The sequence below is a fragment of the Haloechinothrix sp. LS1_15 genome (assembly GCF_033042135.1).
Classification (GTDB): domain Bacteria; phylum Actinomycetota; class Actinomycetes; order Mycobacteriales; family Pseudonocardiaceae; genus Haloechinothrix.
Map to the genome: position 1 here is coordinate 62,047 of NZ_WBXM01000007.1, position 13,849 is coordinate 75,895.

Sequence of the window (13,849 nt, forward strand, 5' to 3'; positions counted from 1 at the left end):
CCCGGTGACCCTCCCGCGCCGGTCACCGCCATGGTACGGCCGTGGTACGGCCGGTGTCGGTGGTCCGTGGCAGGGTGACCTACCGTGCGGGGTCCCGTCGGGGCCCGATCCTGGCCGGTCGCCGGGGACGGCGGCCACGGACATGGCTCTGTGGCAGACTTTCCGTGACCCCGATCCGTGGTCACCGCCGCAGCGCGGCCCACCATCCTGCCGAACACACGAGAGGACATCCCGGCATGCGCATCGCCACCTGGAACGTCAACTCGATCGGGGCGCGGCGGTCCCGGCTGGTGGACTGGCTGTCCGCCGCCTCGCCGGACGTGGTGTGCCTCCAGGAATTGAAGTGCGCCGCCGAGAACTTCCCCACCGATGCGGTCGCCGAGCTCGGCTACGAGGTCGCCGCGCACGGCACCGGGCGCTGGAACGGGGTAGCCATCCTGTCGCGTGCCGGGCTGGGCGAGGTCACCAGGGGGTTGCGTGACGAGCCCGGGTACGCGGCCGAGGATGGTACGGACCCTGTGCCCGAGCCTCGGGCGGTCGGCGCGACCTGCGGCCCGGTGCGGATCTGGTCTGTGTACGTGCCGAACGGCCGAGACGTGGAGCATCCGCACTACACCTACAAGCTGCGGTGGCTGGAGGCGCTTCGCGCGACCGCCACCGCCGAGTTGGCCGATGGGCGGCCCTTCGCGGTGCTCGGGGATTTCAACATCGCCCCGGCCGACGAGGACGTCTGGGACACCGCCGAGTTCGAGCAGACGACACACACCACCGAGGCCGAGCGCAAGGCGCTCGCGATGCTGCGCGAGGCGGGGTTGGAGGACATCGTTCCGCGTCCGCTGAAGTACGACCGGCCGTTCACCTACTGGGACTACCGGGGGTTGGCGTTTCCGAAGAACAAGGGGATACGCATCGATCTCGCGTACGGTAACGCGGCGGTGACCACGCGGGTCACCGACGCCTACGTCGACCGCGAGGAGCGCAAGGGCAAGGGCGCGTCCGACCACGCCCCCGTGGTCGTCGACGTGGATCTCTGAGAGCGCGGGGGACCCGAGCCGTCAGCTGCGCTGGTGGGCTTGTTTATGGAGCTTCCGCAACGTCCGGACCGCCTCGACCGCGTAGTGCCTGTCCACCGCCTGCACCGCCATCACCGAGTAGTACTCGTCGTCGGGTAGCTCCAGCCGCGCCCACGATGCCCCATCGGGAAAGCTCACCGAGAGTATCTCGTCCCAGGTGAACCAGCGCTTGGTGAGCACGTTGCGCACCTCGATCCCCTCGCTGGTCGCCCGCACCCGGGGCACCGCCCACAGCATCGTCAGGCCCGCCAGAATGAGACCGACGATGATCATGGCGATCTGGTCGGACGTGTAGAAGATCACGCCGGTCTCGGAGGTGCGCAGCAGCAACCCCACGGCGGTGAAGGCGGCGACGATCGCGATGGCGCACGGCACGGTCATCCACAGGACCTTGCGTGGCCGGTACTGCACCTGGTCGGAATCGACGTTGTTGCTGTTCACGGTTTCCTCACCCCGCTCGGTGTCGTTCTGGGGGCCGCGGGCGCGGGAAACCCCGCCGCTCGCGTAACCCGGTCGGCTACACGAACCCGCGCTCGGTCCACGGTTGCCGCAACCCCCGCAGCACGTGTGCGGTGTCCAGCGCGGCCGCCGCGGCCTCGTATCCCTTGTCCTCGACCGAGGACGGCAGGCCCGCACGGTCCAATGCCTGCTGCTCGGTGTCACAGGTGAGCACGCCGTTGCCGATCGGGGTGGCCTCGTCGAGCGCCACCCGCGTCAAGCCCGTGGTGACCGCGTCGCAGACGTAGTCGAAATGCGGTGTGCCACCGCGGATCACCACGCCGAGCGCGACCACCGCGTCGTGGTCCCTTGCCAGGGATTGCACTACCACCGGCAGCTCCATGGCACCCGCCACCCGCACAACGGTGGGTCCGTCGCTGAGCCTGGCCTCGGCGCACGCGGTGCGCGCCCGCTCCAGCAGGTTGTCGGTGATCCGCGGGTGCCACCGGGTCGCGGCGATGGCCACCCTGAGGTTCTCGCAGTCACTGAGATCCAACTCGATCTCGGGCCGCCCCTGGCCACTCATGCCCGCACACCACCGTCCTCGTGTCCCATCGCGGTCCGGTTGGTTCCGTCGCCGCTGCCGTCGGTGGTGGCAGCGGTCCCGGCGGTTCGCCCGGTATGTAACGCGGCACCCACCTCGTCGAACTGTTCGAGGTGCGCCAGCTCGTGCCCCATCCGGTCCCGCTTGGTCTGCAGGTACCGGTAATTCTCCGAGGTCGGAGAGGTGGGCAGCGGAACCCGCCCGGTGACCCGGAGCCCGTACCCCTCGAGACCGACCCGCTTGGCCGGGTTGTTGGTGAGCAGGCGCATGGACTTGATCCCCAGATCGACCAGGATCTGCGCGCCGGTGCCGTAGTCTCGCGCGTCCGCTGGCACCCCGAGTGCCAGGTTGGCGTCCACCGTGTCCTGCCCGTTGTCGTCCTGCAGCTGGTAGGCCTGCAGCTTGTGCAGCAAGCCGATACCGCGCCCCTCGTGGCCGCGGATGTAGAGCACCACCCCGCGCCCCTCCTCGGCCACCGCCTGCAGCGCCGCCTCGAGTTGTGGGCCGCAGTCGCAGCGCAACGACCCGAAAACGTCACCGGTCAGGCATTCGGAGTGCGCCCGAACGAGCACGTCCTCGCCGTCGCCGATCTCGCCGTAGACGAACGCGATGTGCTCGATGCCGTCCAGCAGGCTGTCGTAACCGATGGCGCGGAACGTGCCGTACCGGACCGGGACGCGAGCCTCCGCGACACGCTCGACCTGTTTCTCGGTGCGCTTCCGGTAGGCGATCAGGTCGGCGATGGTGATCAGCGTCAGCTCGTGTTCCTCGGCGAAGACCACCAGCTCGTCGTAGCGCGCCATCTCGCCTTCGTCCTTCTGCGACACGATCTCGCAGAGCACGCCTGCGGGCCGCAGGTCGGCCATGCGCGCCAGATCCACCGAGGCCTCGGTGTGTCCCGGCCTGCGCAGCACCCCGCCCTCCTTGGCGCGCAGCGGGACGACGTGTCCGGGGCGGGTGAAGTCGTCAGCGGTGGCCGACCGGTCGGCCAGCAGCTTGATCGTGCGTGCGCGATCGGACGCCGATATCCCGGTGCCGACACCTTCCCTGGCGTCGACGGTGACCGTGTAGGCGGTACCCCGCGCGTCCTGGTTGGTGTGGAACATCGGCGGCAGGTTGAGCCGGTCGGCGTCGTACTCGGTCAGCGGTACGCAGATGTAGCCGGAGGTGTAACGCACCATGAACGCGACGAGTTCGGGTGTCGCCTTCTCGGCGGCGAAAATCAGGTCGCCCTCGTTCTCCCTGTCCTCGTCGTCGACCACGACGACGGGCTTACCGGCGGCGATGTCGGCGATCGCGCGCTCGATGTTGGTCATGCCCTCTCCTCGGCTTCCGGCTCACCGCCATTGTCCTCCGAAGTGGCTCGGTGCGGGGCGCCGGAGTCGGTAGCGTCACCGTCGTCACGGTGCGGTCGTATCAGCTTCTCAACATACTTGGCGAGGATGTCGACCTCGATATTGACCGGATCCGACGGCGCCTTGGCGCCGAGCACGGTCATCTCCAGGGTGGTCGGGATGAGAGCGACGCTGAACTCGTCGCCGTCCAGCCGCGCCACGGTCAGCGAGACGCCGTCGACGGCGATCGAACCCTTCTCCACCACGTAACGGTTGAGCTCCGGTGGCAGCGAGAAACGGGTCATCCCGTCCGGCCCCCTGGAGAGGAAGGTTCCCACACCGTCCACGTGCCCCTGCACGATATGGCCACCGAACCGGTCGCCGACCGCGCTGGCGCGTTCGAGGTTGACGCGGTCGCCGATGTGCACCTTGCCCAAGCTCGACCGCTGCAGTGTCTCGTGCACCACATCCACGGTGAACTGGCTACCGGAGACATCGACGACCGTGAGGCACACGCCGTTCACCGCGATCGAATCGCCGTGCCGCGCGTCGGTGGTCACCAGCGGAGCCGACACGGCCAGCCGTGCCGCGGACGGCACGTGCTCGATACCGACGATCTCGCCGATCTCCTCGACAATGCCGGTGAACATTGCCTGCCTCCTCGTTCGTGTCCAGGCTCCCACTCGGGGCTCGCTGCGGCCAGTTCCGAGCCGCACGGGCGTTCGTGGCCGGTCGAGCCGAGCCGACCGCTTCAGCCCCGGCAGCCGTGTCGCCTCGCCTGCTGCCGCAGATGCGCGATCGCCCGCCCGGGATCCTCCGCCCCGTACACCGCTGAACCGGCGACGAAACAGTCGACCCCGGCCTCGGCGGCTTGCTCGATCGTGTCGTTGTTGATGCCGCCGTCGATCTCGACCAGCAGCCGTAGGTGGCCGGTGTCCACCAGCCTCCGTGCACGGCGCACCTTGTCGAGGACCTCGGGGATGAACTCCTGGCCACCGAAACCCGGTTCGACGGACATGATCAGCAAGGTGTCATAGTGCGGCAGCACGTCCAGGTAATCGTCCAATGGCGTGTTCGGCTTGACCGACAGGCCCGCGTGGGCTCCGGCGGCGTGCAGGTTCTTGGCCAGCATCACCGGGTCACGCGCAGCTTCGGCGTGCACCGTGACGTTGTGAGCTCCTGACTCGGCGTAGCCGGGTGCCCAACGATCCGGGTCCTCGATCATGAGGTGGCAGTCCAGCGGCACCCGAGCGACCTGCAGCAACGAGCGGACCACGGGCAGTCCGATGGTGAGGTTGGGCACGAAGTGACCGTCCATGACATCCACGTGGATCCAGTCGGCCCGGGTGTCCCCGTCAACGGAAACCGCCTCGATCTCCTCGCCGAGCCGGGAAAAGTCCGAGGAGAGGATGCTCGGAGCGATCATGGGCTTGTTCGTCACGCTACGTCCCGTTCCGTCGCCATCGGGTCACCGCCTGGACCACCAGCGCCGCCCATCGGCACCGCGGCGCGGATGGCCTCGGCCGTTCGCACTGGTGTCACACTCCGTGTAAGTCTATCGGTCCCGGTTACGGCTTCCGGAGCAGCGCGCAGTACATCGCGTCGGTGCCGTGCCGGTGAGGCCACAGTTGCACGTCAGGCCCACCCCCCAGATCCGGCACGCCAGGGAAGAACGGCCGCGCATCCAGCCTGCTCGCGCCGCTGGTTCGGACGGCCTCGCCGACCAGCCCTTCGGTCTCGGCCAGATGGAAGGTACACACCACGTAGCAGACCACGCCCCCGCTGCGCGTCAGGCGCAGCGCCTCGGCGAGCAGCTCGCCCTGCAGCCGGGTGAGATCGGCCACGTCCGACGGTGATCGGCGCCACCGCGCCTCGGGACGCCGCCGCAGCGCGCCGAGCCCGGTGCAGGGCGCGTCCACCAACACGCGGTCGTATCCGGGAGACAACCCGCTCGCCCGACCATCGGCGGTGTGCACCGTCACCGGTAACCCGTCGACCGCCTCGCGGACCAGAGCGGCCCGGTGCTCGGCCGTATCGACCGCGTCCAGATGCGCGCCGGTCGACGCGGCGAGTGCACCGAGCAGCCGCGCCTTACCGCCGGGGCCCGCGCACAGGTCCAGCCACCGCCGATCTGGCTTCCCGTCGAGCGGCACCTCAGCCAGCGCCCGCGCGCACAGCTGGCTGCCCTCGTCCTGCACCGCCGCCAGCCCTTGCCGGATCGGTTCCGAGTCGGCCAGGTCGCCGCTACCCGCGTCCAGCCGCACCCCGTACGGCGAGTACGGCATCACCTCTCCCCCGGTCAGTGCGGCAAGCTCCGCGGCGTTGAGTGCGTCGGGCCTGGTCACCAGGTGCACCTCGGGACGCGTGTTGTCGGCCTCGAGCGCCTGGGCGAGTTCCGTGCCGGTGTCCCCCAGCGCTTCGGCGAACGCCCGTACGATCCATGCCGGGTGCGCCGTCCGGATGGCCAGGTGCCCGATCGGGTCCGTCTCGTATGGCGGTGCCAGCCGTTCGACCCAACCCTGCTCGTCGTCGGTCGCCGCACGACGCAGCACCGCGTTGGCGAATCCGGATACCGCCGATCCGGCGGTGGCTCGCACCAGGTCCACGGTGGCGGCCACGGCTGCGTGTGCCGGCACGCGTGTCCGCATCAACTGGTAGACACCGAGCCGCAACGCGTCGAGCACGTCACCATCCATACTCGACAACGCCCGGTCCGCGCACGCCGCGATGACTTCATCGAGCAGCCCGCGCAACCGTGCCGAGCCGTAGGTGAGTTCGGTGGCCAGCGCCGCGTCCCGGCCGGTGATACCGCGCTCCCGCAACAACTCGGGCAGCACCAGGTTGGCGTAGGCGTCGCGGGTGCGGATGGCCTGCAGCGTGTCGAATGCCACGCGCCGGGCCGGGTCGACCGCGGGTGGCTTACGGGGGCCTTCCTTCTTCCTGGCGGGTCGCGTGTTACCGGGACGCGACGGCCTACGCTTGCCCGGGCTCATGTCAGTCGCTCCCCCTGCTCGAGCTTGCTTCCCCTGGCCCAGTCCGCGGCGTGCATCCGCTTCTTCCCTTGCATCTGGACCTCGCCGAGCTCGAGTGGTTCGGTGGCGGTGCCGACCAGCACACGGTCGCGCCCCGCGGACAGTTCTCCCGGAGCCAGCCGCGCAACCAGCTCGGCGACCTCGTCGGGATGCCGTAACGGACCGAGCTTGATCCGCTTTCCTCGAAACTCCGCCCACGCTCCGGGTTCCGGGGTGACCGCCCGCACGTGCCGGTCGACCGCCAGCGCGGGCAGCGTGAAGTCCACCCTGGCGTCCTCGGGGGTGATCTTCTGGGCGTAGCTGACACCGTCGGCGGGTTGCGGGACGGCTTCCACGCTGCCGTCGGCGATGCCGTCGAGTGTGGAGACCAGCAGTCGCGCTCCCGACTCCGCGAGCCTACCCAGCAGATCACCTGCCGTGTCGTCCGGCCGCACCGGCTCGGTGACGACCCCGAACACGGGTCCGGCGTCGAGCTCACGCACGATCCGGAAGGTGGTCGCGCCGGTGAACTCGTCACCGGCGCGGATAGCGGCTTGCACCGGTGCCGCGCCGCGCCACGCGGGCAGCAGCGAGAAGTGCAGGTTCACCCAGCCGTGCTCGGGGATGTCGAGGGCTTCCTGCCCGAGCAGACCCCCATAGGCCACGGCCGCGCACGCCTCCGGCCGTAGCTCGGCCAGCCGCCCGAGAAAGTCCGCGTCCTTGCTGCTGTGCGGGGTGAGCAGTTCGATGCCGTGCTCGTCGGCGAGCTTGCCAACGGGGGAACGCACCACGTGCTGGCCCCTGCCTGCTGGTGCGTCCGGACGGGTCACCACGGCGACCACCTCGTGGTGTGACGTGTCGAGCAACGCGCGCAGCGAAGGCACGGCGGTATCGGGTGTTCCAGCGAAGACCAGGCGCATCGCATGCCGAGTCTACGGTGTGGCCACGCAACGTGCGGGCTCGGTAGCCCTGGCTGGCGCCGTTTCCGGCGCCACGTGGTGAGAAGGGTGGTGGGTCGTCGTTGGGGTCGGGTTGTGGCGGTGAGGGTTCGGGTTGGGGTTCGGCTGCTGGTGGGGGTTGGCTGGTGTGGTGGCGTCGGCTGGGGGTGGTGATGATGAGATCGCCGGTGGGGGTGTGGTGGTAGTGCCAGCCGGGTCGGTCTTTGAGTTGGTGGTGGCGGCGGCAGAGGGTGGTGAGCCCGGTTGCGGTGGTGGTGCCGCCGTGTTGCCAGGCGGTGTTGTGGTCCAAGTCGCAGTGTTTGATCTGACGCTCTGGTCCACCCGCCAAGAGAATGTTCCGGCAGCCGCGACCCGGCACGAGCCGGGCCCCGTCTACCGGACGGCGGGTGGACCAACCGCGGTGCCGCGCGGGTCGGTGGCAGCCGGGGAAGCGGCAGTGTTGGTCGCGGGTGCGGACGTAGCGGGCCATGGAGGCTGGGGGTCGGTAGCGGGTGCGGCCGACGTCGATGATGTGCCCGCTGGCGGGGTCGGTGATCAGTCGTCGCCAGGTGCTGGTGGGGTCGGCGGCCAGCTCGCGTACCACCGGGGCGGGCAGTGGCCCGTAGCCGCCGAGCATGCCGGGCAGCTCGGCGGTGCCGAGCAGGGTATCGGCCGGGACGGTGACCTGGATGTCGATGCGGCGGCCGGTGTGGTTGTGCCCGAGCAGGAGTTCGGCCAGCACGTCGGCGCGGACCTGGTCCAGCGACCGCTCGTCGGCGGTGGTATGGGCCGCGCGGGCGAGGGTGTCGATGCGGGTATACGCCGCGCTCGCGGTTTCGGCGGGCAGGTCGGCGCAGAGTTCGGCCATGCCGTCCTCACCGGGCAGCACTTCGACCCGGCGTTGACGGCGGCGGTGTTCGGCGCGGCGGGCCGCGCCGTCGGGGTCGAGCCGGTCGACCTGGTAGCGGGCGGATTGCTGGATCGCTCCGGCGGTGCGCCCGGCCACCCGCCCTTGCAGGAACTCGTCGAGCTGCCCGGCCTGCTCGTCATCGAGGGTGGCGGCGGTGTCGCAGATGCGAGCGGCCTTGGTGGCATCCAGCTCGCCGCGAACCATGGCCGCGTGCAGCTTCGGAAACCGCTCGGACAGCCGGCGCGCCAGCCCGACCTGGCGGTCGGCGGCATGCTTGCCCACCGCGATTTCCAGCGCGACCTCGTCAGCGGTGGCGCGCTCATCCCCGCGCCGGGCGGTCAGCTCGGCGATCGCGGCCAGCTGGCTGGCCTGGACCTGGGCGATCAACCGCTGGCAGGCGCCGATGTGCTCGACCACCGCATCGGTGCCCAGATGCTGCCAATCCACCTGCCCGTCGCCAGCGGCGAAGGCCACCAGATCCTGCGGCGACCACGCATACGCCAGTTCCGAGGTCATCAACGACCAGATCCCGGCCGCCTCACCGGCCACTCCGGGATCCTGACGATCAACAACAACTCCCCTGCTCACACCCCCACTCTAACACCGCAATCGAACACATGTTCCACACTTTCCAGTGACACGACCCCGCGTCAACAGGCGACGTCACGAGGCGCGGCACCACTGACCCATCGCATCGCTCACCCGACCGCGCCCGCCGCGCTTGGCCCGCTGCAAGGCCGCATCGGCCCGCAACACCAGCTGCGGCAGGTCGAGCTCGTCGTGGCTGTCGCGACAGGCCAGCCCGGCCGAGACGGTCAACCCGTCGAGCGTCACCGCGGTTCCCTCGGTTGTGGTGACCTCCACGGTCGTGGTGGCTACGGCCTGCACCACACGTTCGGCGAGAGCGGCAGCACCCGAACGAGACGTGCCAGGTAGCAGGATCAGGAACTCGTCGCCGCCGTAGCGACCGAGCACGTCCTGCTGCCGGATGCCGCCGCGCAGCACCGAGGCCACGGCCTGCAGCGCGGTGTCCCCGGCGGGATGACCAAGCTCGTCGTTGATCCGTTTGAACCAGTCCAAGTCGACGAGCAGTATTGCCAGCGGCTCGCGCAGGCACCGCGCGCGGTCCAGCTCCCGCTGGGCGCGCTCCTGCCACCCCCAGCGGTCGAGGGTGCCGGTGAGCCGGTCGGTGTTCCACCATCCGAGCGGTTGCCCGCAGGTAGTGCACCGGACGTCGTGGGAAGGGCTCCGGTCCAGGTCGTAGACCGTGATCGCGCTACGCATACCCCTCACTATCGGCCTGGCACGCGACGGCGTCGAGGGATGGACCGTTGACTGCTGGGAAACACCGGTGGTAATCGCTCGATCGCGCCGAGTATCCACCGTACGTTCCGGCGATCGCCCGTGTCACGGGCGGCGGGGCACGACGAGTCCGGGGCCGGGGGTAAGGATCCGGGAAGGATCGTACCGGTTCCTCGCGAGGACCACATCCCGCCACCGTGAACCGTAGTGCTGCTGCCACTCCTGCGGGCTCAGCGAGGGTGGCCCGATGGGATACACGTACCCACCCGCCGAGCGAGCTCGCTCGGCGAACCGCCGGTTCTGCTCGCTCAACCGCTCGACCGAGCCCGGCTCGTCCGGGGAGGCCGACAGCAGCAACCCGAACAGGAAAGCGAGCCGTTCGCCCGGCATCCGCAGCAGCGGGGTCGCCACCGTGGTCGTGTCGACGGGATAGATCAGCACCACACCGAAGTTGTCCATGTCGGACAGTTCCAGATCGGCGAGCACGCCGCCCACAACCGCGTCGGTTGCCGAGTCGGGCAGGAAGACGTTCAGCCACGGGTGCGGCCATCGCCACTCGCCGACCTCCTGCCTCGCGGCCACCCCGGGCTCGAGCCTACCGAGGAAGTCCCGGTAGGACAGGTCCTCGACCTCCTCCCCGCCCCGCTCGTAGCGCAGGTCGCCCACCATCGCCGCATCGTCGACCTTCCCGGCAGCGGGCACGAAGGTGGCTACCTCCAGCACGTAGGCGATGCGGCGATCCTCGGTGACCTCGGCGAACCCCTCCAGGTAGTCGAAGCGTCGTTCGAGGGCCAGCCTGCGCTGATCGGCCGTGAAGGTAGGCAGGTCGTCGTACGGCAGCCGGTACCGGCGCACCTCGGACCAGGCCTCGACCAGCCGTACGGTGGCGCGCGCGATGATGCCGTACTGGCCGAGACCGGCACGCGCGGCGTCGAACAGGTCCGGATCGCGTTCCGGCGAGCAGCGCACCACCTGCCCCTCGCCGGTGATCACGTCCAACTCCGCGACGCCGTCGGTCTGCGCCCCACAGCGGTGCGATGCGCCACCGATGCCGCCCACCGACAGCGTCCCGCCGACGGTGGTCTCCAGGTAATCGGTAAACACCGCAGGTGTCCTACCGTGAGGCAGGGTGGCCTCGGCCACCGCGCTCCAGTACGCCCCGGCATCGACCGACACGTGCTCGGTGTCGAGCATCTCGACCGCGTCCAACGAGCGGGTATCCACCACGAGACCGTCTCCGAGCTGCCCCTGCCCGTTCGCCGAATGACCCGCGCCACGCGCGGCCACCGGAACCTCGTGGCGGCACGCCCACCGCAGCGCCGCGGCGATGTCGTCCGCGGACTCGGGTCGCAGCACCGCGTCTGGTTCCCGGTAGACCACACCACCGAAGTCCCCTGCGACGGCCGAACGAGTCGACCCGCTCGTCAGCACCGTGCCGTGTGGCACGGCGAGCGAATCGAGGTAGCGGGCGGTCGCGCCGCCTTGGCGCTCCCCACGCGGCCGGGCCGGACGTTGGGATCCATCAGCGGGCGTCGGCATCGCGGCTCCCTCTGTTCATACCGGGTGTGTCCTGCACCGCTGTAGGCGGTGCGTGCTTCATGACGGTCGACAGGCGTGCTCGCACGTCGGCCGCTCTGGGATCGTCGAGTTCGTCGAGGATCCGGGCGGCCTCGCGCCACCGGCTCACGGCTTCCGCTGACCGGCCCAGCTCGTGCAGGATCAGCGCCAAGTTGTCCAGCGCGAGCGCCTCACCCTGGTGATCGCTGGCCTGCCTGCTCAGCACCAGTGACGTGCGCGCGTGGTTGAGCGCGTCCCATGGCCGCCCGATCTCGTACAGCACCGTCCCGAGCTTCGTCGCCGCGTAGCCCTCGCCGTGCTGGTAGCCGAGCGCCCTGAAGCACTCGACGGCGCGTTCGAGGCAGGTCAGCGCCCGACCGTATCGTCCGCGCCGCCGGTGCACGTCACCAAGTCCCACCAGGCACAGACCCCGACCCAGCAGGTTTCCCGTTTCGTCGAAGTAGGACAGCGCCTGGTCGATGTAGGTCGCCGCGTCCGAGTCGTGACCGACGGCCTGCGCGCTCGTGCCGAGCGCGTAACGGCTCCAGGCCAGTCCCCACTCGTCGCCGATCCGCAAGCGCATCGCGTAGGACTCGTGCAGCTGCTCGAACGCGAGCTTGAACTGGTGCCGGTCCTGATAGGCCACGCCGAGGTTCATCCGCACCCACGACTCGGCCCACGCATCGCCCGAGCGCTGCGCTGCCTCCAACGCGATCGTGTGCGCGTCGATCCACGGTGCCCAGCGCTTCTGCAGGTGCCAGAAATCCCAAAACACCAACGGGAGCTTCCAGGCCAGCTCGTCGAAGCCGTACTCATTGGCCTGCCGGGTGACGGCGACGACGGTGTCGCACTCGGTCTCGCACCATCGCAGTGCGGTGTCGTAACCGACGAATCGCTCGGGGTGTACGTCATCCTCGCCCCCACTGTCGGAGCTCTCGGTATCCAGCAAGTCGGGCCTGCCGTACGGGACCAGCAACGCGAGCGCCGCATTGGCGGACCGCAGGTACCAGGTGACCAATCGCCGCACCGCGGCACGACGCTCCTGCCCCGGCTCGTACCGCTCCACCTGCTCCCTGGCATACAGGCGGAGCAGATCGTGCAACCGGAAGCGGCCAGGGGCGACCTCGCTGAGTAGGTGCACTCCGCTGAGTACGTCCAGCAGGCGACGCGCTCGGTGCGGTGTGGTACCGGCGAGCGCCGCGGCCGCACCCACGCTGGTTTCGGCATCGCCGTGCAGGCCGAACAACCGGAACAGCCGCGCCTCGTCCGGCGGCAACGCCCGGTAGGACCAGGAGAACACCGCACGCACCGCCGTGGTCGCATCGTCCACGGCCGACAGCGCGTCCAGCCGGTGACGCTCAGAAGCCAGCTCCCTGGCGATATCGGCCAACCCCAGGCGTGGCCTGCTCCGCGCTCGCTCGGCGGCTACGCGCAGCGCCAGCGGGAGGCGACTGCAGTGTGCCGCCAACGCGTGCACAGCGGCCGATTCACGGTCGGCACGGCATGTTCCGACGCCGTGGCGCAACAGGTCGACGGCATCCGCCTCCGGCAACGGATCGAGGAGTACCCGGCAGGCGCCTTCCCGTGCCGCCAACCCTGACAGCGAGCTCCGCGAGGTGACGACGAGCAGGCAGCCCGCGGATCCTGGTACCAGTGGTCGCACCTGCCGCGTGGACACGGCGTTGTCCAACACGATGAGGACGCGCCTACGCGCCAGCCGGGTACGCAGCAGCGCGGCCTTGCCCTCCAGGGTTCTGGGAACGACGTCCGATGGCACGTTCAAGGCACGCAAGAACGCTTCCAGCACCTCCGCCGGTTCGGCTGGCTCGCCCTCGGGGTCGTAACCGCGCAGGTTCGCGAACAGGCTCCCGTCGGGGTAGCGGTCGCATAGTCGGTGTGCCCAATGCAGCGCCAGCTCCGTCTTGCCCACCCCGGGAGCGCCACTGATCACCACCACGCCCGCACCCGCCTCTCGGGAGGCGTTCAGCGCGTCGATCTCGTCGTCGCGCCCGACGAAACCCGCGCCCGCAGTGGGCAGCTGCGCGGGCGGGGGCGACACCATCCCGCCCTGGCCGCGAGCGGCGAGCTCGACCAGCGTCCCGCCCGCACCGACCGCCGCATCGCAAGCCCGCGCCACGTCGTAGGTGGCGGGCTTGTCTCCCGTTTCGATCTTGCTCAGGTAGCCCTTGCTGTAGCTGACCAGCCGAGACAATTCCGCCAGCGACATCCCGCGGCGAACGCGCATCCGCCGCAACTCCGTGCCGAACGGCAGCGAACGCACCTCGCCGCCCGGTCCGCGACCCATTGCCCCCATGCTGGTACCCCATCCTTCGATGTGGCCCCCCTGTGCCCGTTGTCCCGGCCACCGCTGATCGGTGCTCAACGGCCACCCGCCACACCGGCACGGCACGCCCCCGTTCGCCGGCACGGCACGGTCTCGGTAGCACCCGAGCCTAACCAAACGACGCGTGCACGGAAAGGCATCAACGGGACCACGGGCCGTGATTCCCTACGGCTCACCCGGATGGCCGCCCCGCACGGCTCGCCGGGCCGCGCCCGGCGGCACCGTGACGCCGCCGATCCAGTGCCGCGCCGGATCACCTCAGGCGCTCCCTCGAACGGTCGACATGCGGCCGGAGACACGAGTTCGATCCGGCCCGGCGGCCTGCAGAGGTGTACATT

General features: G+C 69.8%; 11 protein-coding genes and 1 pseudogene. 1 reads left to right on the forward strand and 11 read right to left on the reverse strand.

Annotated features, from left to right (window positions below; translation table 11 throughout):
• Window positions 1–236 precede the first annotated feature (236 nt).
• Window positions 237–1,034, forward strand: coding sequence for an exodeoxyribonuclease III (locus tag F8178_RS12340; RefSeq protein ID WP_317494901.1), 798 nt, complete (start codon window positions 237–239; stop codon window positions 1,032–1,034).
• 21 nt (window positions 1,035–1,055) lie between these two features.
• On the opposite strand, the gene F8178_RS12345 is transcribed toward F8178_RS12340, so the two are convergent.
• The 11 genes and pseudogenes from F8178_RS12345 to F8178_RS12395 form a co-directional block, all read right to left on the reverse strand.
• Window positions 1,056–1,454 carry a PH domain-containing protein gene (locus F8178_RS12345; RefSeq protein WP_317495089.1) on the reverse strand — a complete coding sequence of 133 codons (399 nt, stop codon included), beginning with the start codon at window positions 1,452–1,454 and terminating at the stop codon, window positions 1,056–1,058.
• A gap of 136 nt (window positions 1,455–1,590) precedes the next feature.
• Window positions 1,591–2,097: a 6,7-dimethyl-8-ribityllumazine synthase gene (gene ribH, locus F8178_RS12350; RefSeq protein WP_317494902.1), complete on the reverse strand. Its 507-nt coding sequence runs from the start codon at window positions 2,095–2,097 to the stop codon at window positions 1,591–1,593.
• The gene (locus tag F8178_RS12355; RefSeq protein WP_317494903.1) at window positions 2,094–3,431 is read right to left on the reverse strand and encodes a bifunctional 3,4-dihydroxy-2-butanone-4-phosphate synthase/GTP cyclohydrolase II; all 1,338 of its coding nucleotides are present in this window, start codon (window positions 3,429–3,431) and stop codon (window positions 2,094–2,096) included. The genes ribH and F8178_RS12355 overlap by 4 nt, the downstream gene beginning before the upstream one ends.
• Complete coding sequence (locus F8178_RS12360) at window positions 3,428–4,099, reverse strand: riboflavin synthase (protein WP_317494904.1); 672 nt, start codon at window positions 4,097–4,099, stop codon at window positions 3,428–3,430. The genes F8178_RS12355 and F8178_RS12360 overlap by 4 nt, the downstream gene beginning before the upstream one ends.
• A gap of 101 nt (window positions 4,100–4,200) precedes the next feature.
• On the reverse strand, window positions 4,201–4,875 hold the full coding sequence (rpe, locus tag F8178_RS12365; protein WP_317495090.1) for a ribulose-phosphate 3-epimerase: 675 nt from the start codon (window positions 4,873–4,875) through the stop codon (window positions 4,201–4,203).
• A gap of 142 nt (window positions 4,876–5,017) precedes the next feature.
• Window positions 5,018–6,442, reverse strand: coding sequence for a transcription antitermination factor NusB (locus tag F8178_RS12370; RefSeq protein ID WP_317494905.1), 1,425 nt, complete (start codon window positions 6,440–6,442; stop codon window positions 5,018–5,020).
• Window positions 6,439–7,380 carry a methionyl-tRNA formyltransferase gene (fmt, locus tag F8178_RS12375; RefSeq protein ID WP_317494906.1) on the reverse strand — a complete coding sequence of 314 codons (942 nt, stop codon included), beginning with the start codon at window positions 7,378–7,380 and terminating at the stop codon, window positions 6,439–6,441. The genes F8178_RS12370 and fmt overlap by 4 nt, the downstream gene beginning before the upstream one ends.
• Before the next feature lie 493 nt (window positions 7,381–7,873).
• Window positions 7,874–8,824, reverse strand: a pseudogene (locus F8178_RS12380) (DUF222 domain-containing protein); the annotation flags it as partial.
• A 147-nt stretch (window positions 8,825–8,971) separates the two neighbouring features.
• A complete protein-coding gene (locus F8178_RS12385) occupies window positions 8,972–9,592 on the reverse strand; it encodes a GGDEF domain-containing protein (RefSeq protein ID WP_317494907.1) in 621 nt (206 codons plus the stop codon).
• Window positions 9,593–9,715: 123 nt separating this feature from the next.
• The gene (locus F8178_RS12390; RefSeq protein WP_317494908.1) at window positions 9,716–11,149 is read right to left on the reverse strand and encodes an FAD-binding protein; all 1,434 of its coding nucleotides are present in this window, start codon (window positions 11,147–11,149) and stop codon (window positions 9,716–9,718) included.
• Window positions 11,133–13,472 carry a tetratricopeptide repeat protein gene (locus tag F8178_RS12395; protein WP_317494909.1) on the reverse strand — a complete coding sequence of 780 codons (2,340 nt, stop codon included), beginning with the start codon at window positions 13,470–13,472 and terminating at the stop codon, window positions 11,133–11,135. The genes F8178_RS12390 and F8178_RS12395 overlap by 17 nt, the downstream gene beginning before the upstream one ends.
• Window positions 13,473–13,849: the final 377 nt, after the last annotated feature.